This is a genomic window from Sphingopyxis sp., assembly GCF_965279755.1.
Lineage (GTDB): Bacteria > Pseudomonadota > Alphaproteobacteria > Sphingomonadales > Sphingomonadaceae > Sphingopyxis.
The window spans coordinates 593,351-619,478 of the sequence record NZ_OZ257261.1; the positions used below are offsets into that span (position 1 = coordinate 593,351).

Annotated in this window: 23 protein-coding genes; 8 read left to right on the top strand and 15 right to left on the bottom strand. The window is 64.8% G+C overall.

Translation table 11 applies throughout. The annotated features are described in order from the left end of the window. Positions 1-8: 8 nt before the first annotated feature. The 6 genes from ACQY80_RS02815 to ACQY80_RS02840 all read right to left on the bottom strand — a co-directional run bounded on the left by ACQY80_RS02815 (position 9) and on the right by ACQY80_RS02840 (position 7,776). Positions 9-2,021: a GMC family oxidoreductase N-terminal domain-containing protein gene (locus ACQY80_RS02815; RefSeq protein ID WP_428683437.1), complete on the bottom strand. Its 2,013-nt coding sequence runs from the start codon at positions 2,019-2,021 to the stop codon at positions 9-11. Positions 2,022-2,104: 83 nt separating this feature from the next. Beyond that, positions 2,105-2,599 (bottom strand): hypothetical protein, encoded by a 495-nt coding sequence (locus tag ACQY80_RS02820; protein ID WP_428683439.1) that lies wholly within the window; start codon positions 2,597-2,599, stop codon positions 2,105-2,107. 70 nt (positions 2,600-2,669) lie between these two features. Then, positions 2,670-3,035 (bottom strand): Rap1a/Tai family immunity protein, encoded by a 366-nt coding sequence (locus tag ACQY80_RS02825; RefSeq protein ID WP_428683441.1) that lies wholly within the window; start codon positions 3,033-3,035, stop codon positions 2,670-2,672. Between the two features lie 56 nt (positions 3,036-3,091). After that, complete coding sequence (locus ACQY80_RS02830; protein ID WP_428683443.1) at positions 3,092-4,231, bottom strand: tetratricopeptide repeat protein; 1,140 nt, start codon at positions 4,229-4,231, stop codon at positions 3,092-3,094. A gap of 150 nt (positions 4,232-4,381) precedes the next feature. Further along, the gene (locus ACQY80_RS02835; RefSeq protein ID WP_428683445.1) at positions 4,382-6,478 is read right to left on the bottom strand and encodes a malate synthase G; all 2,097 of its coding nucleotides are present in this window, start codon (positions 6,476-6,478) and stop codon (positions 4,382-4,384) included. A gap of 104 nt (positions 6,479-6,582) precedes the next feature. Beyond that, positions 6,583-7,776, bottom strand: coding sequence for a GGDEF domain-containing protein (locus ACQY80_RS02840; RefSeq protein ID WP_428683447.1), 1,194 nt, complete (start codon positions 7,774-7,776; stop codon positions 6,583-6,585). 193 nt (positions 7,777-7,969) lie between these two features. On the opposite strand from ACQY80_RS02840, the gene ACQY80_RS02845 reads away from it, so the two are divergent. From ACQY80_RS02845 to ACQY80_RS02875, 7 genes are all read left to right on the top strand, one after another. After that, the gene (locus ACQY80_RS02845) at positions 7,970-9,181 is read left to right on the top strand and encodes a hydrolase (RefSeq protein ID WP_428683449.1); all 1,212 of its coding nucleotides are present in this window, start codon (positions 7,970-7,972) and stop codon (positions 9,179-9,181) included. Next, complete coding sequence (locus ACQY80_RS02850) at positions 9,178-10,179, top strand: arginine N-succinyltransferase (protein ID WP_428683451.1); 1,002 nt, start codon at positions 9,178-9,180, stop codon at positions 10,177-10,179. Before ACQY80_RS02845 ends, ACQY80_RS02850 begins: the two co-directional genes overlap by 4 nt. A gap of 3 nt (positions 10,180-10,182) precedes the next feature. Continuing rightward, positions 10,183-11,436 carry an N-succinylarginine dihydrolase gene (locus ACQY80_RS02855; protein ID WP_428683453.1) on the top strand — a complete coding sequence of 418 codons (1,254 nt, stop codon included), beginning with the start codon at positions 10,183-10,185 and terminating at the stop codon, positions 11,434-11,436. Then, positions 11,433-12,104, top strand: coding sequence for a spermidine synthase (locus ACQY80_RS02860; protein WP_428683455.1), 672 nt, complete (start codon positions 11,433-11,435; stop codon positions 12,102-12,104). Before ACQY80_RS02855 ends, ACQY80_RS02860 begins: the two co-directional genes overlap by 4 nt. Before the next feature lie 50 nt (positions 12,105-12,154). Then, positions 12,155-12,457 carry a UBP-type zinc finger domain-containing protein gene (locus ACQY80_RS02865; RefSeq protein ID WP_428683457.1) on the top strand — a complete coding sequence of 101 codons (303 nt, stop codon included), beginning with the start codon at positions 12,155-12,157 and terminating at the stop codon, positions 12,455-12,457. A 125-nt stretch (positions 12,458-12,582) separates the two neighbouring features. Further along, on the top strand, positions 12,583-12,825 hold the full coding sequence (locus ACQY80_RS02870; RefSeq protein WP_428683459.1) for a hypothetical protein: 243 nt from the start codon (positions 12,583-12,585) through the stop codon (positions 12,823-12,825). A 47-nt stretch (positions 12,826-12,872) separates the two neighbouring features. Further along, positions 12,873-13,625: an alpha/beta fold hydrolase gene (locus ACQY80_RS02875; protein WP_428683461.1), complete on the top strand. Its 753-nt coding sequence runs from the start codon at positions 12,873-12,875 to the stop codon at positions 13,623-13,625. Here the strand turns inward: ACQY80_RS02875 and ACQY80_RS02880 are convergent. From ACQY80_RS02880 to ACQY80_RS02890, 3 genes are read right to left on the bottom strand one after another with little or no spacing between them, the layout of a single operon-like run. Continuing rightward, positions 13,579-14,619, bottom strand: coding sequence for an alpha/beta fold hydrolase (locus ACQY80_RS02880; protein ID WP_428683463.1), 1,041 nt, complete (start codon positions 14,617-14,619; stop codon positions 13,579-13,581). The genes ACQY80_RS02875 and ACQY80_RS02880 overlap by 47 nt on opposite strands. A 57-nt stretch (positions 14,620-14,676) precedes the next feature. Then, positions 14,677-16,344 (bottom strand): MFS transporter, encoded by a 1,668-nt coding sequence (locus tag ACQY80_RS02885; RefSeq protein ID WP_428683465.1) that lies wholly within the window; start codon positions 16,342-16,344, stop codon positions 14,677-14,679. A 52-nt stretch (positions 16,345-16,396) separates the two neighbouring features. Then, a complete protein-coding gene (locus ACQY80_RS02890) occupies positions 16,397-17,779 on the bottom strand; it encodes a DEAD/DEAH box helicase (RefSeq protein WP_428683467.1) in 1,383 nt (460 codons plus the stop codon). A gap of 309 nt (positions 17,780-18,088) precedes the next feature. Here ACQY80_RS02890 and ACQY80_RS02895 point away from each other — a divergent pair, with 309 nt between their 5' ends. After that, positions 18,089-19,561 carry a glycerol kinase gene (locus ACQY80_RS02895; protein ID WP_428683469.1) on the top strand — a complete coding sequence of 491 codons (1,473 nt, stop codon included), beginning with the start codon at positions 18,089-18,091 and terminating at the stop codon, positions 19,559-19,561. A 9-nt stretch (positions 19,562-19,570) separates the two neighbouring features. Here the strand turns inward: ACQY80_RS02895 and rpmE are convergent, their stop codons facing one another. The 6 genes from rpmE to ACQY80_RS02925 all read right to left on the bottom strand — a co-directional run bounded on the left by rpmE (position 19,571) and on the right by ACQY80_RS02925 (position 26,128). Continuing rightward, complete coding sequence (gene rpmE / locus ACQY80_RS02900) at positions 19,571-19,798, bottom strand: 50S ribosomal protein L31 (protein ID WP_037555096.1); 228 nt, start codon at positions 19,796-19,798, stop codon at positions 19,571-19,573. Positions 19,799-19,914: 116 nt separating this feature from the next. Continuing rightward, on the bottom strand, positions 19,915-20,394 hold the full coding sequence (gene fabZ / locus ACQY80_RS02905) for a 3-hydroxyacyl-ACP dehydratase FabZ (RefSeq protein ID WP_428683471.1): 480 nt from the start codon (positions 20,392-20,394) through the stop codon (positions 19,915-19,917). 5 nt (positions 20,395-20,399) lie between these two features. Beyond that, a complete protein-coding gene (locus tag ACQY80_RS02910; RefSeq protein ID WP_428683473.1) occupies positions 20,400-21,089 on the bottom strand; it encodes an OmpH family outer membrane protein in 690 nt (229 codons plus the stop codon). Then, a complete protein-coding gene (bamA, locus tag ACQY80_RS02915) occupies positions 21,089-23,773 on the bottom strand; it encodes an outer membrane protein assembly factor BamA (RefSeq protein ID WP_428683475.1) in 2,685 nt (894 codons plus the stop codon). Before bamA ends, ACQY80_RS02910 begins: the two co-directional genes overlap by 1 nt. A 71-nt stretch (positions 23,774-23,844) precedes the next feature. Continuing rightward, on the bottom strand, positions 23,845-24,975 hold the full coding sequence (gene rseP, locus ACQY80_RS02920) for an RIP metalloprotease RseP (protein WP_428683477.1): 1,131 nt from the start codon (positions 24,973-24,975) through the stop codon (positions 23,845-23,847). Beyond that, on the bottom strand, positions 24,968-26,128 hold the full coding sequence (locus ACQY80_RS02925; RefSeq protein WP_428683479.1) for a 1-deoxy-D-xylulose-5-phosphate reductoisomerase: 1,161 nt from the start codon (positions 26,126-26,128) through the stop codon (positions 24,968-24,970). Before ACQY80_RS02925 ends, rseP begins: the two co-directional genes overlap by 8 nt.

A 26,128-nucleotide genomic window follows, 5' to 3' on the forward strand; every position in this document is an offset into this window, starting at 1 on the left:
ATCGGCGCTCAGCGAAAGGGATCGCTCCGCGCGGTCGCATAATGCGCCATTGCCATCGTGGTCCATTGCGCGTTGACGCGGATGCAGGTCGGGAAGACACTGGCGTCGGTCACCAGCACATTGGTTGTCCCGTGCACGCGGCATTCGGGATCGACGACGCCATATTGCGGGTCTTCATTGATGCCGTTGCCCCCATGCGGATGGCTGCTCGACAGGGTGACGTCGTCGGATTCGCGGATCGCATCCTCGAAGAATGCGTCGATATCCATGCCCGGCGTGATCGTCTGTCCGCGGGTGAGCGCCGGATAGCATTCAAGCGCGCCGGCGGCGAAATGCACCTTGGTCAGCGTCGCCATCGCGCGGCGCAGCACCGGCAGATCGTCGTCGACGTCGAGCTTGAACTCGAGCTTCCCGTCCTTCACCCGCCCGCGCCGGTCGGCGGGGAACAGGATGCCCGCCGAATGGACGCGGCCGAAATTCTGCATCCGCTCCGCATGCTCGCCGAACCAGCCGGGCATCAGCGACGCCATCGCCATCGGCGGCTGGAAATGGCTTTCGAGCAGATAGTCGCCGCAGTCGACATAGCTCGCCATCTGATCCTCGTCCCACGCATCGCCGCCGACACCCGGCGGCATCAGCGCGACGACGGGCGAGGCAATATTGAGCGACACCTGATAGCCGGTGCCATCGATGTCGCTGCGCGCGAGCAGTTTCGTCGAGGCGATCGTGCCGCCCGCAACGACCACGCCGACGCGGGCGCGTACGAGCGCCTTCGTCCCGTCGGGCAGGATCAGCTTCACCGCCTCGGCCTCGCGTCGTCCGTCGATCGCGGTCTGCCAGACGATCCTGTCGGCTTTCGTCCCCGGCAGGATGCGCGCGCCTTCGCGGCAGGCGTCGGGCAGATAGGTCTGCGCCATCCCCATCCGCCGGCCATAGGCGCAGCCCGCGTTGCAATAGCCGCAATAGGCGCAGGCGGTCGGCGTGTTCGGCGGCCCGAAATTCTTCGCAAACCAGTCGGCGATCGCGCGGCCGTCCTTCGGATCACCCGTGGTCGGCGCATAGGCGTTCCAGCCGTTGATCAGGTGCGGGCCGTTATGCCGCCCGCTGCGCGGTTCGATCCGGTCGATGCCGAGCCGCAGCTTGATCGCGTCATAGCTCTTGTGGAAGTCGACCTTGTCGACCGGCGCGCCGATGCTGTTCCATTTGGCGAGCACGTCGACCGCGTCAGGGTGCGTGCGGCCGTCTTCGTTGACGCGCAGGCAGATGCCGTTGTTGATCGTTGACGAGCCACCGACGCAGCGCCCCTGAAACACCACGAAATCGCGGTTGGTCGAGGTCTGGAGCGCGCCATGCTTGAACAGGTTCGCGACCATATCGAGTTCATGATGGTTGATCCGCGGCGAGGGATAGAAAGGCCCCGCCTCGACGATCAGCACCTTATACCCGTGATCGTGCGCCATGTGATACGCCGCGACCGCGCCGCCCGCGCCCGATCCGACGACGATCACATCATATTCGTCGTCGAGGCTCGCGGCATTCAGGATGTGCGCCGGATCGATCTCGCGCCCGTCGATGCGCTGGATCGGCATCTCGCCCGCGCCGCGTGCGCGGAATTTGGGGAGCGTGAAACCGATCTGCCGGTGCACCGGGTTCGCGGCGTTCGCGTCCTGATCGCCGGGCTCGAGCCCCGCCTGCCAATGACCATAATAGCAGCCGTAGATAAGGCCGCGCAGCCGCGCCATATCCTGGAACAGGTCGATCTGGCTGTTCTGCAGCCGGTCCGCGATCCGTTCGGCGCGGGTTGCAACACTGACCGCCGCGAACATCGGGCCGAGCACGATCTCGGTTGCCGTCAGCGACAGGCGAATCTCGTCGAGCTTGGTTCCCCCGACCTTGGCAAACAGATCGACGACATGCGCGACGACCTGATCGGGCGTAATCGCCATATCGGCATCGTGAAACAGCGCCTCGGTCAGCGCCTTCAGAAATTTGAGCTGCCCGAAATTAAACGGTGCCGCCATCGCCCTGCCCCTTTGCATTCCCCGCTGCGTAAATGCGGACCTGTAAGCCCGAAAAGCAAGGCGGTATTGTACCGGAGCGGCAGCTAAACGAGTCCGTTGAATATATCGCACCGCCACGCCGCACGATCCGTATCGTCGCGGGACGATGCCAGATAGCGCCCCCATGCGAGCGCTTCATGCGCGACGATGCCGAGTTCCCATACGCAAAAGGTCGGCCGTACGACCCCAGCTGCATCCGGATAGGCGGGATCGAACGGCGCGAAAGCGGCCATGTCGCCATGGCGATACCAGACCGCTTCCCACAGCTCGTTCGCGCCGCGCCACACCGACACCAGCAGGAAATAGAAATCGGCGCCGCAGCGATGGAGAAGCACGAACCCGCAATCGCCGGGTTCGACGGTCGTCCCGGCGTGCGTTGCGAACCACGCCTCGCCCAGCGCCGCGACCTCGTCCGGAACCGGGGCGTCGGCGGCGGTCAGGTGATAATATTTGAACTCTGCCTCGCCCGCCTCGCGCAGCCCGGAAAAGACGGCCTGCTTGGCATAGTGGCGATAATCAGCGCCGACGGATTTCGACATGGAGGACCCCTTTATGTTCCCTCTATGTTCTAGCCGCCCAAGCACCGATTGCCAGCGAATAATGCCGTGGCTAGCAGCCGTATTTCTCCGCCAGCGCGTTGCTGATCCCGCTGACTGCGGAATATTTGAGCCGAACGATTTTCGCGCGCCAGTATGCGAGCACGACATTGCGCACCGCGATCGCCTTGATCCCCTCGGGCAGACAGATCTTGCTATCGATCATGTCGGTATCGCCAAAGAATTTGACCATGTCATGCGCGCCCATGATGAAATAGTCGCAATTGTCGAGATCGGCCGTGTTGCTCGACACGCACAGGTCATAGACCTGCTGGCCGGTCTTGAAGACACCGCTCGACGGCGTGGTGTCCTGCGCCGAAACCGGCGCGATGGCCATCGTGGCAAATGCCGCGAACGAAAGCGTGATTTTCCTGATCATATGATCCCCCAGATGATCGACCCCGGACGCGTCCTATCGCGCCGTAAAGACGAGCGCTAGGACGCAGGCGTCTGTTGCAGCGCCGCCAGCCAGAAAAAGGCAAGATCGGCGTACCGGCCGGCCGACGGGTCCGCCGCCGCCGACCGGAATGCGGCCTCCGCCTCCGCACGTTGGCCGACGAGAAGCCGCGACGATCCGATCCGGACCCCCGCGCTGCCCGACGGCGGCAGCGCCGCTTTCAGCTTTTTCGCAATCGCGCGATCGACCTCAGCGAATATGTCGCGCGTCGGGGAGGTGCCAGCGTCGAGCAGCCCGCGCTTTACCCCTTCGTCCAGCACCGCCTTCGCTTCCACCGGCTCTCCCGACTGGCGGAGCAACTGCGCCATGCGCTGATATTCAGCCGCCTGCTGCAAAACGCCGACATGGCGCATCAGGCGAAGGATATCGATCTCGAGCCCTTCGTCCACCGTGCCAAGCTGGCGATAGACGACCAGCGCGATCCGCCAATTCCCGGCCGTCGGATAGCTCCCGACCAGCGCGCGCGCCGCCGCGATACCGGGTTCGACCAGATTGCCCTGCTGCGCGATGCTCAGCCGTTGGCGATACCATATTTCGGACGGTTGCTGGCCCAATGCCGCGCGCGCTGCAATTGCGCGGTCGAGCAGTTCCATCGCTCCCGGCGTATCGTTCTGCGCCAGCCGGACCTGCGCCAGATTGGCGAGCGAGTCGGGGTCGCCCGGCGTCAGCTCGGCCAATTGCGACCAGAGCCTTCCCGCCATGCCGAAGTCGCCGGCGCGATAGGCAATCTGCCCGCGAACGCCGAGATAGCCGGGCAACCGTTCGGAGCGCGTCATCGGACTCGTAATCAGCACGTCGAGCGCCTTGGCGCGCATCGCATCGTCCCGGCGCTGGTTACCAAGCTCGAGTTCATAGAGGGCCAGCACGTGGCGCGCGTCGCGGGTGCTAGCGACGCGGCGTGCCTCTTCGAGCGCGCGATCCTGACGCGCTGCCTGTCCCCCTCCGCGGACGAGGCCGCCGAGTTCCGACAGCGCCTTCATTTCCTGAGACGAGAGCGAGAGCCGCGCGCCGCCGATTTCCATCACACTGCCCGGCGGCTCCCACGCCGCAGCCGCGAACGGCATGGCGAGCGAAAACAGCGTCGCGGCCGCGATAGAGGTGAACCGGGCAGAATCCATCAGCATTCGGCCTTTCGCCGGCAAAGCACCCACGAACTCTCGTTCGCGGGACGCCCCGGAATAGTCCTGCCCGCCAATGTTCACAACGGCTTATCGGCTATCCCCTGACGATGCCGTTGCCTGCGCCGCAAAGGCACGAAGCGGACAGCGTCACGCCGCCGCCTTCTTTTCCTGCCGGTATTTGTGGAGCAGCGGCTCGGTATAACCCGACGGCTGGGTCACGCCTTCGAAGATCAGCGCGCGCGCCGCCCGATACGCAATCCCGTCGGGCGCCAGCTTCTCGTACAGTGGATCGCCCGCATTCTGCGCATCGACCTTCACCGCCATACGCGCCAGCGCGGCATCGACCTGCGCCTCGCTGCAGACGCCGTGGAGCAGCCAGTTGGCGAGCGCCTGACTGGCGATGCGCAAGGTCGCGCGGTCCTCCATCAGGCCAACATCGTCGATGTCGGGCACCTTCGAACAGCCCACGCCCTGATCGATCCAGCGCACGACATAGCCGAGGATGCCCTGGCAATTATTGTCGAGCTCGCGCGTAATTTCGGCTTCGCTCCAATTGCGCCCCGTCGCGACCGGAATGTTGAGCAGCCGGTCGAGCGACGGCACGGCCTCTCTCGCGATCTCCTTCTGCCGCGCGAAGACGTCGACCTGATGATAGTGCAGCGCGTGAAGCGTCGCGGCGGTCGGCGACGGCACCCAAGCGGTGTTCGCGCCGCTCTTCGGATGGCCAATCTTGGCCTCGAGCATCACGCGCATCAGATCAGGCATCGCCCACATACCCTTGCCGATCTGCGCCTTGCCCGAAAGCCCGCAGGCCAGACCGATGCGGACGTTGCGATCCTCATAGGACGCGATCCAGTCCGACGCCTTCATCTCGCCCTTCGGGATCATCGGGCCCGCGCGCATGCTGGTATGGATTTCATCGCCCGTGCGGTCGAGGAAACCGGTGTTGATGAACACGATGCGGTCCTTCACCGCCTCGATGCACGCGGCGAGGTTCGCGCTGGTACGGCGCTCCTCGTCCATCACGCCGACCTTCATCGTGTGACGCGCGAGGCCAAGCATATCCTCGACGGCGTTGAAGAGGCGATCGGTGAAACCGCACTCCTCCGGCCCATGCTGCTTCGGCTTCACGATATAGATGCTGCCGGCGCGGCTGTTCTTCAGTTTGCCGAGGCCCTTGAGGTCGTGCAGCGAACAAAGGCTGGTGATCACCGCGTCGCACAGCCCTTCGGGCGCTTCGGCACCGTTCGGAAGCCTGATCATCGGCGTCGTCATCAGATGGCCGACGTTGCGGACGAACATCACGCTCCGGCCGTGCAGCGTGAAAGCCTCTCCCGACGGCGAGGTCCATTCGCGGTCACCTTCCATCGCGCGGGTGACGGTCTGCCCGCCCTTCGCAAAGCTTTCGACAAGGTCGCCGCGCATCAGGCCGAGCCAGTTGGTGTAGCCGAGCGCCTTGTCCTCACCATCGACCGCCGCGACGCTGTCCTCGAGATCGATGATCGTTGTCAGCGCGGCTTCGAGTATGACGTCGGCGATACCCGCCGGGTCGGTCCTGCCGATCGCGCTGTCCGGGTCGATCACCAGTTCGATGTGCAGGCCATTATGCTTGAGCAGGATACCGCCCGGCTTGTTGCCTGCCAATTGCGCCGGATCGGCGAGCGTGAGTTGGCCACCCTGCCAGTCGGCCCAGCTGCCCGTAGCGAGCGGCACCGCCTCATCGAGGAACGCCTTTGCACGCGCGATCACCGCCGCACCACGAGCAGCGTCATAGCCGCCCGGCGTCGCTTGCGGCGCGTCGAGGGCGTCGGTGCCGTACAGCGCGTCGTACAGGCTGCCCCAACGCGCGTTGGCGGCGTTGAGCGCAAAGCGGGCGTTCAATGCGGGCACGACGAGCTGCGGCCCCGCCATCGCCGCGATCTCGGCATCGACATTTTCGGTGCCGACCTTGAACGGCGCGGGTTCGGGGACGAGGTAGCCAATCTCGCGGAGGAAGGCCTGATAGGCGGCGGCGTCATGCGCCTGCCCTTCCCGCGCCTGATGCCAGGCATCGATTTTGGCCTGCAGGTCTTCGCGCTTTGCGAGCAGCGCGGCGTTTTCGGGCGCGAATGTGCCGAGCAATGTTGCGAAATCGGCCCAGAATGCCTGCGGTTCGACCCCGGTGCCCGGAAGAGCCTTTTCTTCGATGAAGGCGACGAGGCGCGAATCAACGGAAATGCCGCTGCGGCCCAGGAAGTCAGTCATTAAAGCACCCTTTGGTCAGCGCGATTGCGCCAGTGGATCCGGGGAGGAAAGGGCCGCCGCCCTATGGCGTGAATGACGGGGAATGGCAATGGCCCCGATGGGGTTCAGACCGCTTCTCGCCGTTTGGCGACGCCGGACACCGCGATCGATGGCAGATCAGCGAGCGCAACGCGGACCTGGTTTCGCCCGCCCGCCTTTGCCCGATAGAGCGCGGTGTCTGCGCGATGCAGCAGGTCCGACAGCTGTTCCGGCGGCACCAGTTGCGCGACCCCGAACGAAGCGGTGAACCGGCGATCGACGCCAAGCACCGGCAACTGCGCCGTCGCAAAGGCAGCGCGGACCGCTTCGGCATAGAGCCGTCCGTCGGAGAGCAGCGCCGCGGGCAGGAGGACCGCGAACTCCTCGCCGCCGACTCGCCCGACAATCGCTTCGGGAGGCGCCGCCTCGGTCAGCATCGCAGCAAAATGTGCGATAACGCCGTCGCCTGCGGCATGGCCGAAACTGTCATTGATCTGTTTGAAATGGTCGAGATCGGCGGCGATCAGGACCGCATCGCCCTCTCCCCGTGCGAGCGCGACCTCGGCATGACGTTCGAAACCACGACGGTTGAGGACACCCGACAGCGGGTCGGTTTCGGAGCGGGCGATCATCTCGGCCGTTGTATCGCGCATGATCACCAACAGCATGACGAGCCCGGTCGCCATCAACACCACCACGCTGCCGCTTTGCGAGATCGCGGCGTAGGTCGTCTCCATATAGTCCTGCGGCGTCCGCGCCGTCCCCACCATCATGGCGAACAGCGGCTTGAGCAGATAAATCGTCGCCGAGATCGCCTGCAGCGCGACGAGCAGCAGATCGAGCGGCTGCCGGCGTCGCGAGCGCCAGATCATGATCCCGAACAGCGCCTGCATGGCAAAATAGGGAAGCTGATAGAGCGCCAGCCGGGGCAGCGAGCCATAGGGCATGCTGAAGATCGCGGGCACCAGCAAGACCGTCAAGATCCAGATCGCCGTCATCGCGGTCCAGGGCGGCTCGGCGCGATAATGGCGCGCGACCCCGATCAGCGCGAAGCTGAGCGCCGAAAGGAAAACGAGGAAGAGGGCGATGCTGACCGGCACCGGATCGCTCTGTTGCCGCAGCAGGAATTCCAGCCCGACGTTGACGATTCCCATGCCGCAGCCAAGCGCAAGCCACCAGGCCCCGCGGGCCAGCCGGTTGGTTACGGCTACCACAGCGAAGGCCACGGCAAAAATGCCGGCCACGGACATATTGATGCCAAGCACAAAGGCAGCAGTCATCGACCCACTCGTCATTATTCGACCGGCGTAGCGACGCGGCCACAAAATTTCGGTTAATGCCCCCGCACCCCAAAATGATTCGCGCGTGTCATGACGCGCGCGCGGCGCAGATATCAGTGACTTACGGTATCGTGACGACAAAATGCCGGGCCGGGGGGTGCCAAAGACACTCGCCCATCGCTATAGCCGTGCGATGACGATCCTAACCGCAAGCGAAAGCGCAACGCTCGAACGCGCGGCCGACGCCCCGATGCTCGATCAGGTCGAGCAATGGGCTGCGGTGAACAGCGGCACCGGCAACCTCGCCGGCCTGAAAACCGTGGCGGGCCAACTCGCCGATGCCTTTGCAGCGCTGCCCGGCGCGGTGCGACTTGTTGCGCCCGATCCGATCGAAAGCGTCGATGCCGCCGGCACCGTGAAGACGATCCAGCGCGGCGACCATCTGCATCTTCGCGTCCGCCCCGAAGCGCCTGTGCAGCTGTTGCTCACCGGCCATATGGATACGGTGTTCGCCGCCGATCATCCGTTTCAGACGCTCAAATGGCTCGAGCCCGGCGTGCTCAACGGTCCCGGAACCGCCGACATGAAGGCGGGCATCTCAGTGATTCTCGCCGCGCTCACCGCGCTCGAAACCTCGCCGTTCGCGGGCCGTATCGGCTATGACGTGATGATCAACAGCGACGAGGAAACCGGAAGCCAGGCATCGGCCGGGCTGATCGCAGACCTTGCGCAGGGCAAGACTGCGGCGCTGACCTATGAACCCGCGCTGCCCGACGGCACGCTCGCGGGGGCGCGGCCTGGAAGCGGCAATTTCTCGGTCCTGATCCACGGCCGTTCGGCGCACGCCGGGCGCAACCCCGAGGAGGGCCGCAACGCACTGGTCGCCGCAGCCGATCTGGCTCTGCGGCTCAATGCGTTGAAATCCGCCGATCTCAAGGTCAATCCCGCGAAGATCGATGGCGGCGGGCCGAACAATGTCGTCCCCGACCAGGCCATCCTGCGCGTCAACATGCGACCGATGACGCCCGACGCGATGGCGGCGGCCGAAGCGGCGCTGCGCGATGCAATCGGCGCGATCTCGCGCGACCATGACGTGCATTGCCATCTCTACGGCGGCTTCAATCGCCCGCCGAAGCCCCTCGATGCGGCCGCAACGCGCCTGTTCGAGCTGGTCCGCGACTGCGGCGCCGCGCTCGGCCTGCCGCCGATCAGCTGGAACGCGACGGGCGGCGTCTGCGACGGCAACAATATCGCCGCGTGCGGCGTGCCGGTGGTCGACACGATGGGCCCGCGCGGCGGCGCCATCCATTCGTCGGACGAATTTCTGATCGTCGACAGCCTTGCCGAGCGCGCACAGCTGTCGGCGCTGACCATGATAAAAATAGCGGAACGGGGGACTGTGTGAATTATGTGATCCGGGCGGCCAAGCCGGGCGACCTGCAGAGCATTTACGAGATGGCGAAGCTGACCGGTGGCGGCTTCACCAACCTGCCCCCCGACAGGCAAGCGCTGCGCGCCAAGCTGGAACGTGCCGATGCAGGCTTCAGGTCCGAGAAGGAATATCCGGCGGACGAACTCTATCTGATGGTGCTCGAGGATCTGGACAGCGGCGAAGTCCGCGGCACCTGCCAGATATTCGGGCAAGTCGGCCAGCGCTGGCCCTTCTACTCTTACCGTATCGGAACCGACAGCAAGCATAGCGAGCAGCTCGACCGCACCTTTCACGCCCAGGTGCTGATGCTGAGCAACGACCTCAACGGCGCGAGCGAGGTCGGCGGACTGTTCCTGCACCCCGCGGCGCGCGCCGGCGGGCTCGGGCTGCTGCTTGCGCGATCGCGCTATCTGTTCATCGCCCGTCACCGTGCGCGTTTCGGTGACCGCATCCTTGCCGAGCTGCGCGGCGTGATCGACGAGGCCGGCGGCTCGCCCTTCTGGGACGGGGTCGCGGGCAAATTCTTCGGGATGAATTTCCAGGAAGCCGACCAGTTCAACGCGGTCCACGGCAACCAGTTCATCGCCGATCTGATGCCCAAGCATCCCGTCTATATCGCGATGCTTGGCGACCATGCGCGCAGCGTCATCGGCGTGCCCCACCCGACCGGCCGCGCCGCGATGCGGATGCTGGAGAATGAAGGCTTCGCGTTCGAAAATTACGTCGACATCTTCGACGGCGGCCCGACGATGACCGCGCGCACCGATCAGGTCGCGAGCATTCGCGACGCCAAGCATATCGAGGTGACGGGAATCGCCGAAGGCGGCAGCGACGCGCTGATCGCGACCGGCCGGCTTGCCGACTTCCGTTGCTGTTTCGGTACCGTCGGCGATGGCGGCACCATCGACGCCGACACGGCGCGCATATTGGGCATCGGCGCAGGCGACCAGATCAGCTGGATCGGGCGTTAAGCCATGATCACCGAAATCAATTTCGACGGCCTCATCGGCCCGAGCCATAATTATGCGGGCCTTAGCCGCGGCAACATCGCCTCGGCGAGCAACGCCGGCGACGTGTCGCAGCCACGCGCGGCAGCGTTGCAGGGCATCGAGAAGATGCGCCACAATATCGCGCTCGGGCTCCCCCAAGGCTTTTTCATGCCGCTCGACCGGCCCGATGCGCCTTGGCTCGAAACGCTCGGCACCTCGCTCGAAGCCGCCGAGACGCACTTGCGCGCGCAGGCCTGGTCGGCGTCATCGATGTGGGCAGCGAATGCCGCGACCGTCTCGCCCGCGCCCGACAGCGCCGATGGCAAGTGCCACCTGACCGTCGCCAACCTCGTCACCATGCCGCACCGCAGTCATGAATGGCAGGGCACGCTGGCGCAGCTCCGTCTCGCCTTCGCCGATCCCGCCTTCGTCGTGCACGGGCCCGTGCCCGCGCCCTTCGGCGACGAAGGCGCGGCGAACCATATGCGGCTGTGCGACGGCCATGGTTCGGCGGGGGTCGAAATCTTTGTCTATGGTGTCGGAGGGGGCCGCTTTCCGGCGCGCCAGCATCTCGATGCGTCGAAGGCGATCGCGCGCAAGCACGGGCTCGATCCGGCGCGCACGCTCTTCATCCGCCAGTCGGACACCGCGATCCAGGGCGGCGCCTTTCACAACGACGTCGTCGCGGTGGCGAACGAACGCGTGCTGTTCACCCACGAAACTGCCTTCGAGAACCGCGAAGAGGCGCATGCCCAGATCCGCGCCGCCTTCCCCGAGGTCGAGATCGTCGAGGTGCCCGCAAGCGCGGTGAGCCTGCCCGAGGCAATCAAATCCTATCTGTTCAACGCCCAGCTCGTCAGCCTGCCCGACGGCGGCGGCATGGGGCTGGTCCTGCCGACCGAAGCGCGTGAGATGGCGCCCGTCTGGAACTGGCTGGAGGATCATATCGCCGGCAACGGCCCGATCCGCCGCCTGCTGCCGGTCGATGTCCGCCAGTCGATGGCGAATGGCGGCGGCCCCGCCTGTCTGCGCCTGCGCGTCGTTGCCGATCCGGCGACGGTCGATCCCCGCTTCCTCGCCGACGACGCGAGGCTCGACCGCATTGCGTCGGTCGTTGCCGCGCACTGGCCCGAAGCGATAGCGCCGGGCGACTTGGCCTCGCCCGCGCTTGTTAACGACGTCCGCAAGGCGCGCGCGGCGCTGCTGGCCGAACTCGACCTGACCGGGCTGGCTCGTTGAAGATCCGCGAACTGATCGACACGGCCCGAATCCCGGGCGGCGACGAGCTGCGGCTGTATCGGCGAGGTGATGACTTCATCATCGCGATCGGCGGCAACGAGCTGATGAACAGCCGGATGAGCGGTTCCGAAGAGGCGCTGGCGGTGATGAGCTGCGACCGGCTGCGCGCGCCCGACAGCGCGCATCTGCTGATCGGCGGCTACGGGATGGGCTTTACCCTGCGTGCCGCACTGGCGGCGCTCGGTCCGAAGGCGAGGATCACCGTCGCCGAGCTTGTCCCCGCGATCATCGACTGGGCGCGCGGGCCGATGGTGGAGCTGACATCTGGCTGCCTCGAGGATCCCCGCGTCGATCTGGTGGTCGATGATGTCGCGGAAACGATCGCGGACGGGCGGGCGCGCTATGACGCGATCCTGCTCGACGTCGATAACGGCCCCGACGGGCTGGTGCGCGAAGCCAATGACGGCCTCTATTCGCCAGCCGGACTCGCCGCCGCGCAGGCCGCGCTGCGTCCCGGCGGCGTCCTTGCGATCTGGTCGGCGGCGCCCGACGCGCGCTTCACCCGCCGGCTGGCGGCCGCGGGCTTCCGGGTCGACGAGGTCGCCGTCCGCGCGCGAAGCAATGGCAAGGGCGCCCGGCACGTCATCTGGTTCGCGGTCGCCGGCTGACCTTGCCCGCCGCCGCCAACGGCGTAATATGACGGCGCAAAGGAGGCGCCATGTCAGCCTGTTCGCATGAAGCCGCCATTCAGGAGGTCACGCCGAGCGCCAAGGGTTGCGAGGATTGCCTGCGAACCGGGGGCATCTGGGTTCATCTTCGGCTCTGCCGCAGCTGCGGCCATGTCGGTTGCTGCGACGATTCGCCGTCTCGCCACGCCCGCGCGCATTTTCACGAGACGGGCCATCCGATCATCGAGGGCTATGACCCGCCCGAGGGGTGGGGCTGGTGCTATATCGACGATGTCGTCGTCGACCTGCCCGACCAGACGCCGCAGATCGGACCGATCCCGCGCTTTTTCTGAGCCCGCCCCCTTTTTGAACGGCACTCTTCCCCGATCTGTCGGGTTAATTTACAGTTTACCATAAGCCGCTGGTGTCGAATCCCCGATTTGCGCCACTGGCACATCCCTTGCTTTGGATGACGGTGATGCTGAAGAAAATCGGACGCCTGTTCGTTATCAAGACCCGCTTCGAAGCGTGCCTGATCATCTATGCCCTCGCGGTCGGCGCCATGGCCCGCGGCCACGCCTATCTCGACCAGTTTCCGGGCTTTGGCGGCCATCTGTTGATGGCGGCGTGCAGCGGGTCGGTCTTCCTCGCGGGCGCCAAGATTTTCGACTGCCTGCGCTATGAACAGGCGGCAAAGGCGGCCGCCGAAGCGAAAGCGTAGCGTTCGGCGGACTTCCGTCCGTCATCCGCTTGTGCCAAGGCTGGGGCATGAGCAGGATCAGCGGCAACCCCACCCTCGGCACCGAGCATGTTTACGGGATGCAACTTCGCGTCGCGCGTTGGCGCGCTGGCGCACCCGGAACGCCGCTGCTGTTCCTCAATGGCATTGGCGCCGATATTGCCACCGCGGCACCGCTGCTCGCGCAGATCCATGACCGCGAAGTCTGGACGCTCGACATGCCCGGCGTCGGCGGCTCGCCCGATGCGCTGCTCCCCTATGGCGCGCCGACGATGGCGGCGGTCGTCATGGAGATCGCCGACCGTTTCGGTCACAAGCAGATCGACGTCGCGGGGTTCAGCTGGGGCGGCGCGCTGGCGCAGCAGGTCGCGGTGCAGTTTCCCGGCCGCGTGCGCCGGCTGGTGCTCATGGCGACGACGCCGTCCGTCAGTGCACCGGGGATCGGCTGGGCGGCGCTTCTGGACGACGACATGCTCGCCAGCGGGCTGAAGCTGCCGACTGCGACGCCGCTGGGCCTCGCCTATCAGACGATGGCGATGGCGGGGTGGACGAGCGCCGCGATGCTGCCGCACCTCAAAAATGTCCCCGTGCTGATCCTGATGGGCGAGCGCGACGGGGTCGTGCCCGCATGCCATGGCCAGACGATCGCCGACCTGATCGACGGCGCGGTGCTGGAGGTGGTGCCGGGTTCGCACCTGTTCCCCTTTACCCACGCCGCCGCCATCGCGGCGAGGATCAGTGCGTTTCTGGACGCGCCGGCCGCGGAACAAGCCGCCGCTTGAGGAAATTGGCGATCGCCGCGGCGGTCGCGTCGGGCGCTTCCTCCATTGGCAGATGGCCGATGCCATCGAGAAGCACGACCTCTGACCCGGCGATGCGTTCTTGGAAAGTCTCGGCCGCGGTCGGGTTGATCAGCCGGTCCTGCTTGCCGAAGAGGATCAAAGTGGGCGCCTTGATCTCGCCTACCCGGGCCGCCATTGCGGGTTCGCGGTCGATCCGCGCGCGCAGCACCGTGGCCTCACGATTGCCGGGAAAGCGCAGCAGCTCCCAATAGCGATCGATCATCGCGTCATCGACGATATCCTGCTTCGCAACCGAGCCGCGCAGCGATTCCTCGACCAGCGAGCGCGGCGTGATCTGCGTCGCGAGCCAGCGGCCCAGCGGATATTGCAGGATGCGGAAGCCGATGTTCGACGGCGGTGCTTTCTCCCCCTTGCGGAGCGGCATGCCGGCGGCGTCGAGGAGCAGCAGCGCATCGACGCGTTCGGGCTCCGCCAGCGCATAACGCCAAGCGACCCAACCGCCCATCGAATTGCCGCCGAGCGTGAAATGGTCGAGGCCGAGCTTGGCCGCAACGACATCGACCGCCGCGATCATGCCGTCGGCATCATAGTCCTTGTCGGGGGTGCCGCCGGTCAGCCCATGCCCCGGCAGGTCAAGCGTCACGATGCGATAGGTCGCGCCCAGCCGCTTCGCGAGCGGCTCCCACGTCTGGAGGCTGGAATTCGCGCCATGAAGAAGAATGATCGCGGGGCCGTCGCGGCGCCCCTGATCGCGGTAATGAATTTGCTGCCCTGCGGGCCCGGCGGCAAAGGCCGCGTTCGGACCGCCATATTTGGCGATCATCTCGTCGCGGTCGGTGTCCGATGTGCGCAGCGCAAGGAAGATGGCGACGATAGCGAGCAGCAGCACGAGCGGGATGAGCACCCGCTTGCGCCGGAACAGCGGCCGCGGCGGCGGCGTGGTCTCGAAATCATCCTCGTCGATCGTCTGCATCACGCCCCCCTCAGAGCTGTCAAAGCCTAACCCCTGGGGGCGTGCCGTCAATCTGTCCTATTGGTGGATGGGCCGGCGGAATGTTTCTGGCAGGAACAGCAGCCCCGCTATGACGGTGATCACCGCGACGACGACCGGATACCAGAGACCGTAATAGATGTTACCCGTCGCAGCGACCATAGCGAAAGCCGTTGTCGGCAGGAAGCCGCCGAACCAGCCGTTGCCTATATGGTAGGGCAGCGACATGGCGGTGTAGCGGATGCGGCTGGGAAACAGTTCGACGAGCAGCGCGGCGATCGGGCCGTAGACCATCGTCACGAGCAGAACGAGCCAGAACAGGATCGCGACGACGAGCGGCTTGTTGATCCGCGCGGGGTCCGCCTTGGCGGGGTAGCCTGCGGCTTCGAGAGCGGCTTGCAACTCGGTCAGGCGGTAAGGAATGCCTGCCGCATTCATGCCGGGGCCTACGCCTCCCTGCGGACTAGAGATCGTGATCCTGGCTTCCCCGATCACCACTGCCGCGCGGTCGTTCGCCGCGCCTTGCGAAACATATGGAATGCCAGCCTTGGCCAGATAGGATTTCGCAACATCGCAGGCTGTTTGATCGAACTTGTTCTTGCCCACCGGATCAAACTGGAATGAGCAAGCTGCCGGGTTGGCAATCACCGTCACCGGCGCCCTCGCCTGCGCCTGCGCGAGTGCCGGATTGGCGGCGCTGGTCAGCATCTGGAATGCCGGAAAATAGGTGAGCGCGGCAAGCGCACAGCCGGCCAGAATGATCGGCTTGCGGCCAACCCTGTCGCTAAGCCAGCCAAAGAGGATGAAGAAGGGCGTGCCGAGCGCGAGCGCGACGGCGATCAGGATGTTCGCGGTCGCGCCATCGACCTTCAGCATCTTTTCAAGGAAGAAAAGGGCATAGAATTGCCCGGTGTACCAGACGACCGCCTGCCCCGCGACGGCACCGACCAGCGCCACAATCACCCATTTGAGGTTCACCCAGCGGCCGAACGCTTCGGTCAGCGGCGCCTTCGAGGTCGTCCCCTCCTCCTTCATCTGTTTGAAGACGGGGCTTTCCTCGAGCTGAAGGCGGATCCAGAGCGAGACGCCGAGCAGGATGACCGAAATCAGGAAGGGGATGCGCCAGCCCCAGTCGGCGAACACTTCTTCGCCGAGGAGCGAGCGCGTCGCGATGACGACGAGCAGCGCCGCGAACAGGCCGAGTGTGGCAGTGGTCTGGATGAAGCTGGTGAAGAGGCCGCGCTTCCCCTCAGGCGCGTGCTCGGCAACATAAGTGGCAGCGCCGCCATATTCGCCGCCGAGCGCGAGGCCCTGCACCAGACGGAGCAGGACGAGCAGCACCGGTGCCGCGACGCCGATCGTCGCATAGCTTGGCAGCACGCCGACGAGGAAGGTCGAGGCGCCCATCAGACCCATCGTCACGAGGAAGGTGTTCTTGCGACCGACAAGATCGCCGATGCGCCCGAAGACGAGCGCGCCGAACGGCCTGACCGCAAAGCCTGCAGCAAAGGCCGCTAGCGCGAAGATGAAGCCGGTTGTTTCGTTGACGCCCGAAAAGAATTGCGCCGAGATGATCGTCGCGAGCAGGCCGTAGAGGTAGAAATCATACCATTCGAAAACGGTGCCGAGCGACGAGGCAAGGATGACCTTGCGTTCGCTTTGCCCGCTACCGACTGGCGGTGTTGCTGCGCCCGCGCCGTCCGTCATCCGCTACCCTCTCCCTGTTATGGCGGCGAGGGTAGCGGATGGACGACTAGCGTCAACCGACGCGCTTGACCGCACCCTTGTGTGCGCCGACGCTCTTGTTGCGCGGGCGGAAGCGGCGCTTGCGCTGACCCTCCGCCCCTTCGCCGGCGGGCGCAGCGTCACGGCGCGGGCCGCGATCGCCGCCCGGCTTTTGACCGCCGCGGCCACGCGTCGCTTCGTCGCGCTGGCGCTGGGGATTGCGTCCCTTGCTGCCGGTATCGCGCGGCGGCTGCGCCGGCTTCGGCAGATTGCGTACCAGCTCGTTGAAATTCTCGGGCAGCGGCATCGGCTCGGATTTGGACCGGGTGACGCGCTCGATATCGCGCATGTACGGACGCTCGTCGGGCGCAATGAAGCTGATTGCCTTACCCTCGGCGCCGGCGCGCGCGGTGCGGCCGATGCGGTGGACATATTGCTCGGGAACGTTCGGGATCTCGAAGTTGATCACATGGCTGACGCCCGACACGTCGATGCCGCGCGCGGCAATGTCGGTCGCGACGAGCAGCTTGATCTCGCCCGAGCGGAAGGCCTGCAGCGCGTGGGTGCGCTGCGACTGGCTCTTGTTGCCATGGATCGCCATCGCCTTGATGCCCGCGCCCGCCAGATGACGCACGACGCGGTCGGCGCCATGCTTGGTGCGGGTGAAGATCAGCGCGCGGTCGATGTCCTCGCTCGCGATCACCGAATGGAGCAGCGCCTGCTTTTCCTTCTGCTCGACGAAGGTCGAATATTGGCTGATCTTTTCCACGGTCGTCGCCGCCGGCGTCACCGACACGGTGACCGGATCCTCGAGGAACTGTTCGGCAAGATGCGCGATTTCCTTGGGCATCGTCGCCGAGAAGAACAGGTTCTGGCGGCGCGAGGGCAGCAGCTTGGCGATACGGCGCAGCGAGTGGATGAAACCCATGTCCATCATCTGGTCGGCTTCATCGAGGACGAAGATCTCGACATCGTCGAGGCGCAGCGCGCGCTGGTCGATCAGGTCGAGCAGGCGGCCGGGCGTGGCGACGAGGATTTCGACGCCCTGCGCGAGGTCGCGGATCTGCTTGTTGATCGGCACGCCGCCGAAAACGGTCGATACGCGCAGCTTGGTGAAGCGGCCATAGTCGCGGCAGCTCTGCGCGATCTGCGCCGCGAGTTCGCGCGTCGGCGCGAGTATGAGCATGCGGCAGCTGCGCGGGTTGGTCTTGTGCGGATAGGTGATCAGGTGATGGATCGAGGGCAGCGAAAAGCCCGCGGTCTTGCCGGTGCCCGTCTGCGCGATACCGCACAGGTCGCGGCCCTTCATCAGCGGCGGAATCGCCTGCGTCTGGATCGGGGTCGGGGTGGTGTAATCCTTGGCGGCGAGCGCACGGCTGATGTCGGCGTGCAGGCCAAAGTCGTTGAAAGTCGTCATAATATACTCACATAGAGCGACGCGCAGGCGCATCCGTTCGCATCGAACGGACGGCGCACGGCCGCGGGTTCGAAACGACCCGCGTGAAAGGGTGCCTCTGGGGACAAAGCGCTGGTCCGGCTCGTCCCGCGCCTGTTTCGGGCGGGAAAATCACGCTGCCGGTGGTTGCGGCGGATCGGTCCGCCATGCTGCGCTGCACAAGATATGGCACAGCCGGCGCAATTTTGCAAGGTGGTTACGAATGTAAGTGTCGCACGCCTTGTCGCCGCGCCTTTCTTTCGTCATCAAATGCGAAAGAGGGAGAGCAATATGGCCGAGAAGATCATCGTTATCGACGAAGGCACGACGTCGACCCGCACGATGCTTTTCGCTGCCGACGGCACGCCGCTTGGCAGCGCACAGCGCGAGTTCCGGCAACATTATCCCGGCCCCGGTCTGGTCGAGCATGACGCGGCCGAAATCTGGGACGCCACCCTCGCCTGCACGCGCGAGATGATCGAGCAGGCCGGCGGCGCAAGCGCCGTCGCCGCGATCGGTATCACCAACCAGCGCGAGACCGTCGTATTCTGGGACCGCAGGACCGGCGAACCCCTCGCCCCCGCAATCGTCTGGCAAGACCGGCGCTCGGCGGCCGACTGCGCGGCGCTCAAGGAGGCCGGGCACGAGCCGATGGCGCAGGCGAAGAGCGGCCTGCTCCTCGATCCCTATTTCTCGGGCACCAAGATCGGCTGGGCGCTGAAACATTGGCCGCAGCTGAAGGAAGTCGGGGACCGGCTTGCCGTGGGCACGGTCGAATCCTATCTGATCTATCGCCTGACCGGCGGCGTTCACGTGACCGATGCCAGCAATGCGTCGCGCACGCTGCTGATGGATATCAACGGCGACGGCGGCTGGGATGCGGAGCTTTGCGACTTGCTCGGAGTACCGATGGGCCTGCTCCCCGAAATCACCGGCTGCACCACGACCGTCGGTATGACCGACCCGGCGCTGTTCGGCGGCGCGATCCCGATCTCGGGCATGGCCGGCGACCAGCAGGCCGCGACCATCGGCCAGGCGTGCCTTTTGCCCGGACAGACCAAGGCGACTTTCGGCACCGGCGCCTTCATTCTGTCGGCGAGCGGAACGACGCGTCCGGTATCGACCAACCGCCTGCTCGCCACCGTGCTGGTGCAGGAAGGCGATACGCGCTCCTACGCGCTCGAAGGGTCGGTCTTCGTCGCAGGCAGCCTGATCAAATGGCTGCGCGATGGGCTGGGTCTGCTGGCGAGCGCCAGCGAGAGCGAAGGCCTTGCGCGCTCAGTGCTCGACAATGGCGGGGTCTATCTGGTCCCGGCCCTCGCCGGACTCGGCGCGCCGCACTGGCGGCCCGATGCGCTCGCCGCGCTGTCGGGCCTCAGCTTTGCCAGCAGCAAGGCGCACGTCGCGCGCGCCGCGCTGGAGGCACAGGCCTATCAGGCGCATGACCTGAAATCGGCGTTCGCCGCCGATGGCGTCGACTGGGCCGAGGTTCGTATCGACGGCGGCATGGCCGCGAACGACTGGATGGCGCAGGATCTGGCCGACATGCTCGACATATCGGTCGAGCGGCCCGCCTTTGTCGAAAGCACGGCGCTGGGCGCCGCGATGCTCGCAGCGACCGGCGCCGGGATTTACACCGATCTGGCGAGTGCGGCGAAGACCATGCGTGGCACCGCGACGCGGTTCACGCCGGCACTCGACGCCCAGAAACGCAAAACGCGCCTTGCCGGCTGGCAAAGCGCGCTTGCAAAAGTCCTCGGCTGAGGAAGCGAATTAGCGCTTGAGGGTGAGACCACCGAAGCGCTTGTTGAACTTCGCAACCTGACCGCCCGCGTCGAGCAGACGACCCGTGCCGCCGGTCCATGCCGGGTGCGCCGTCGGGTCGATTTCGAGCGTCATCACGTCGCCCTCTTTGCCCCAGGTCGAGCGCGTCTGATATTCGGTGCCATCGGTCATCTTGACCGTGATCATGTGATAGTCGGGGTGAACGTCTTTTTTCATCTCTTGGCTCCTGTGCCGCCGGTTCCGACCGGCAGGCTTGAGTCGATGCTTTCCCCGTCACGGGGCCCGCGAAGCGGCTGCCCCTAACGGCGAAAGCCTGATTTTGCAAGTCTTGCTTAGTCGCTGGGCGGGTCGGCGATCATCGCGGTAAACTGGCACTCGGTAGCCAGCTGGCCGTCGAGCATTGCACGCCCTTCGAACTTGCAGATATTCCGCTTCGCCTGAAGGATCGAGACGTGCAGGTCGAGCAGGTGGCCGGGTTCCACGGGTTTGCGGAACTTCACGCCGTCGATGCCCATGAAATAGACGAGCTTTCCGGATCCGGCGAGGCCCAGCGATTCGATCGCCAGAACGCCGCCAGCCTGTGCCAGCGCCTCGACGATGAGGACGCCGGGCATGATCGGCCGGCCGGGAAAATGCCCTTGAAAGAAGGGCTCGTTCATCGTCACCGCCTTGACCGCATGGATCGAGGTGTCTTTCACCATCGATACCACACGGTCGACGAGCAGCATCGGATAGCGATGCGGCAGCAGGCTGAGGACCCGGCGGATATCCGCCGAGCCCAAAGCTTCGCCTGTCGTTTCTCCGTCGCTCACAGCACTTAGCGCGTGGGCGCCGGGGTGCCGGCGGGTGCCGTGGCCGGAGCCGCACCGGGCTGTGCCGCGCGCGCCGCGTCCATCAGCTGCTGATTGCGCTGCTGGACGAGCTGGCCGGGCTTGTAACCCGCCGGCGGCGTGATCGTGACCGACGGCAGGATCTTGTTGAGTTCGACGACGACGGCGTCGGTGAGGTCGACGTTGTTCTCGCGCGCCAGCACCGCGTCGGGCTGAAGCAGCAGATCAACCTTCTTGGCGGTCATCGCGGCCTTGATCGCATCGTTCATGCGAACGCTGATCTGATCCTCGACATAGGCAAGCGCGAGTTCAACCGGCGCGCCGATCTGCTCGAGTTCGGCCGACGCCGCCTGACGCTTGTCCTGCACGGCCTTAGCCGCTGCCTGCAGCGTGGTCTGGTTCTGCGGATTCTTCTTCGCCTCTTCGTTATATTTGGCGATGAGGACGTTCATTTCGGCCTGCAGCGTCTGACCACGGGTTTCCTGCTGATCGAGCTGGGCCTTGTAGGTCGTCTGAATCTGCTGCGAGGCGACCGTGAAGGCGTTCGACCGGGCGGCGGCCACACGAACGTCGGCGATGGCGACGGCCTTCGCCTGCGCAGCCGCAGGAGCGGCGAGCATTGGCGAGACCGACAGCGCTGCGATTGCGAGCGCCGAAGCGGTGAGAATTTTCTTCATCAGAATTGGGTTCCTACGTTGAATGAGAAGCGTTTTGTATCGTCACCCTCTTCTTTGCGGAGGGCATAAGCGAAATCGATCCGGAAGGGGCCGAAGGGAGAGTTCCAGTTGACACCCGCGCCGATCGCGACACGCGGCATCCAGCTGTCGCCATAGAAGCGCTCTTCGAACGGGGCGAGCGACGAATAGCCGTTGGCGATGTCGCAGGTCGAATATAGCGTCGTGCTGCCCGGGGTCAGCGTCGCAAACTTGACGTCGCCGGTGGTCGCGTTGCGGCACTTGTACTTGGTCAGATTGTCCGACGGATCTTTGAAATCGGCGAGCGTGGTCAGCGTCGGACGCTTCACGCTCCACACCGAGCCAACGTCGAGGAAGATCGACGGGCGCAGGCCCATTTCCTTGGCACCGGTACCGAGCGGAATATCCATCTCGATACGGCCCTGATAATATGCGCGCCCGCCCAGTGCATCGTCGATCAGGTTGTTCCGGTTCGAAAGATCGGCATTCAACACCGGAGCTGCCGGATTATCGAGATTGACGTCGGTGAAGCGGATGACGCGCGGACCAATACCGCGAATGTCGAAACCGCGCATCTGCGGCTCGCCGAGCTGGAAGCGGTCGACGAGGCGGACCTTGTCGCTCGTCGGGGTCGGGCGTCCGCCGAAGGGGTAGATATAGCCGCCCTCACCCGAGACGTTCAGGATGAACCGGTTTCCGAGATTGAAGTGCTTGCTGCCCTGAACGCGGGTACGCGCATATTTCACACTGCCACCAAGGCCCGCAAAATCCTGGCTGAGCGAGAGCGACTGGCCGCGCGTCGGGCGCAGGCGGTTATCGCGATCGTCATAAGCCAGCGTATAGCCGAGCAGCGAGGTCGTGCGTTTGCCGATCGCGTCGCAGAGATAACGGCCCGCGACGAGCGGATCGCACTGGCCGCCGAAGTAATACAGCCCCTTGTCGAGCGAAACATCGTCGAAATTCAGCGTGTAACGGCCGAAGAACGACATAAACTCGGTGAGCGGCACGCCGATATTGATCTGGGCACCCGTCGTCGTCTGCTGGAAGGTCGTCTGACGGTCGTTATTGATGAAGTTGAACGAATTAAGGTCGCGGCGATAAACGCTGCCCCCGATCGAGATGTTGCGGTCGAACAGATAGGGCTCGGTAAAGCCGAGCTCGATCGACTTCGAATAGCTCGAATAGTTGACCGACGCCTGAAGCTGCTGACCAAGGCCGCGAAAGTTGCGTTGGCGGATCGAGCCCTGGAGCAGGAAATTCTCGATCGACGAGAAGCCGGCCGACAGCGACAGTTCGCCCGTCGGCTTTTCCTCGACATTGGTTTCGAGAATGATGCGATCGGGGGTCGAGCCTTCCTTGCGATCGATCTCCAGATTTTCCTGGAAATAACCAAGGCTGTTGAGGCGGTTTTCGGTGCGCTTGACAGCAAAGCTGTTGAAGGCATCGCCTTCGTTCAGACGGAACTCGCGGCGCACGACCTTGTCATGGGTCAGCGTGTTGCCGTTGACGTCGATGCGCTCCACGTAGGTACGCGGGCTTTCGCCGACATCGAAAGTGATATCCATCGTGCGCGTATCGGGATTGCGATGGAATTCGGGGTTGATGTCGGCAAAGGCATAGCCGAACAGGCCCGCGGTCTCGCTGAGGCTTTCGACCGTGTCCTCGACCTGCTTGGCATTATACCAGTCGCCGGTCTTCATCGGCAGCAGCTTCTGCAGCATCTCCGGCTTGAAGTCGCGCAGTTCACTCTTCACGTCGACGTTGCCGAACTTGTAGCGTTCGCCTTCCTCAACGACATAGGTGATGATGAAGTCCTGCTTGTTGCTGGTCAGCTCGGCGACCGCCGAAATGACGCGGAAGTCGGCATAGCCGTTCTGCAGGTAGAAAAGACGGAGCTTCTGCTGGTCGTAAGCGAGGCGATCAGGGTCGTAGCTGGTGTTCGACGACAGGATCGTCATCAGGCTCGACTGCTTGGTCGCCATCTCGTCCTTGAGATCGCCATCGCTGAACTTTTCGTTGCCGATGATGTTGATCTGGCGGACCTTCGACTTCGGCCCTTCGTTGATTTCGAACACCACGTCGACGCGGTTCTGGTCGAGCGACACCATCTTCGGCTCGACAGTCGCGGCGAAGCGGCCCTGACGCTTGTACAGTTCGATGATGCGCGCGACGTCGGCGCGGACCTTCGAGCGGGTAAATATCTGGCGCGGCGCGAGCTTGATCTCGGGCCGGATCTTGTCTTCCTTCAGGCGTTTGTTGCCTTCCAGGATGACGCGGTTGATCACCGGGTTTTCGGTGACCTGGATCGTCAGCGCGCCATTGTCGTCGCTGATCTGGTAATCCTTGAACAGCTCGGTGGCGGCAAGATCCTTCAATGCCTGATCAAGCATTGCACGATTATAGTTCTGGCCCACGCGCAGACGCAGATACGACAGGATCGTCTGCGCCTCGAGGCGCTGGTTTCCGACGACCGTGATCGACTTCACCGTCGTCGCAGTCGGGGTCGCCTCGCCGGCGGGCGCCGGAACGTTCGCCGCGGGCGCCGCAGTCGGCTGGACTTCCTGAGCCTGGAGCGCCGCTGCCGGCCAGGCGAGCATGGTTCCAGCCATAAGAAGCGCCGATAGCTGGGTCCGCGCCCGGATTTTTTGTGAAGCCACGCTGTTCATCCCGCAAAAATAACTCAAAAGCGACAGACCCGCCCGCTTACGGGTCCGCGCGCACTCCTGCCCCAGTCCGCCTAACCAATCAAGCGCGCGATCCGGTCCCAGACCCCGATTGAGCCCAAATCGTTGAAAGTCACGACCAGCATCAGCGTCACGAGCGCCATAAAGCCGACTCGAAACGCCCATTCCTGCGCCGCAGCAGGCGCCGGACGCCGCCGAACCGCCTCATAGGCGTAGAAAGCCAGATGTCCTCCATCGAGCATCGGCAATGGCAACAAATTTATGAACCCCAGATTGATGGAGACGAACGCGATGAAGAAGATCAGCGCTTCCGGCCCGAGGCTGGCCATTTCACCCGATTGCTTGGCGATCCGAACCGGTCCGCCCATGTCCTTCACCGATCGCTGACCGGTCACGAACTGGCCGAGGATATTGCCCGTCATCCGCACCAGCGCCCACGTCTGGCTCGTCGCAGCCTGCACCGCGTCGATCGGGCCGACGGTCGTGTAGACGGGATTGGCCGGCAGGATGCCGATGATCGCGCGTTCGGACTTGTTTCCGAACGGGTCCGTTTCGGTGATGATCTGCGGACGCAGCGTCAGATCGAAACGATCCTGACCGCGCTGGATATCTAGACGCGCCGGCTTGCCGAGGTCGTAACTGACCGCCATCCGGATATCCTCGAAATTTTCCATGGTCTGGCCGTTGATCGCGACGATGCGATCACCGACTTGCAGCTTGGCCGCCGCCCCGGCGCTTTTCGGGGCGATGCTGCCAATGACCGGTGGGGTCTGGGGCACGCCATAGGCCATGCCGAACGCTGCAAATATCAGGATCGCGAAAAGGAAATTGGTGAGCGGTCCCGCCAGCACGATGAGCGCGCGCTTCCAGACCGGTTGGGCGGGAAAGGTGTGCGAACGCTGGTCTTCGGGCAGTTGCTGCCATTCTGCGTCAGGCTGGCTCACTGCGTCGCGGTCGCCCGCGAACTGGACATAGCCGCCCAGCGGCAGCCAGCCGATCTTCCATTCGGTCCCGCGCTTATCGGTCCAGCCGACGATCCTGCGCCCGAAACCGATCGAAAACGCGTCCGCCTTCACCCCGCACCAGCGCCCGACGATATAATGGCCATATTCGTGCACGAAGACGAGGGGGCCGAGAACCAGCAGGAAGCCGACAAGATAGAGCCAGAGCGGCACATTATGCATGTTCGTATTGGTCCACAAATTGCTGGGCAGCCGCGCGCGATGCGGCATCCACGCTGAATATGTCCTGAAGCGAAGCCGGTACTGCCGGCGCCCCGGCATCGATCACGCGGCGCACCGTATCGACGATCGCCGGAAACGCGATGCGCCCGGCGAGAAATGCCGCCACAGCCACCTCATTAGCCGCGTTGAGCTGAGCCGGGCGCGCACCGCCCTCTGCAATTGCGGCGCGGCACAGCGCGGTAGCGGGAAAGCGCACTTCGTCAGGCGCTTCGAAATCGAGCCGCGCGATGCTTGCGAGGTCGAGCGGCGCACACGGCGTCGCCATCCGCTCCGGCCAGGCGAGCGCACTGCTGATCGGAATCCGCATATCGGGCGAACCGAGCTGGGCGAGGGTCGAGCAGTCGATATATTCGACGAGGCTGTGAATCACCGATTGCGGGTGGACGAGGATTTCGATGCGGTCGAGCCCGACAGGGAACAGATGGTGCGCCTCGATCAGTTCGAGGCCCTTGTTCATCATCGTCGCCGAATCGACGCTGATCTTGGCGCCCATCGACCAGTTCGGGTGCGCGACCGCCTGCGCGGGGGTGACGCGCGCCATGTCAGCGGCGCTCATCGTGCGGAACGGCCCGCCGCTGGCGGTCAGGATGATCCGGCGGACCTGCTCGATCCTGCCGCCCGCGAGGCACTGGAAGATCGCATTATGCTCGCTGTCGATCGGCAGGATCGTCGCGCCCGATTTCTTCGCGGCGGCGGTCATCAACTCGCCCGACGAGACGAGCGCCTCCTTGTTGGCGAGCGCGACGTTGGTGCCCGCCTCAAGCGCCGCCATCGTCGGGGCGAGCCCGGCGATGCCGACGATCGCCGCCAAGACAAGGTCGGTCGGGCGCCGCGCCGCCTCGACAAGCGCGGCGGCACCCGCCGCGGTCTCGATTCCGGTTCCGGCGAGCGCATTCTTCAGCGCGTCGTGGCAGCTTTCATCGGCGACGACGGCGATATCGGGACGGAATTCCTTAGCGAGCTTTGCGAGTTCGACAACGTCGCAATTGGCGGTCAGCACGGAGACCCGCCAGGTATCACCGTCGCGCCGGACAAGATCGAGGGTCGATTGCCCGACCGATCCCGTGGCGCCGAACAGCGAGAGGCGCCGCAT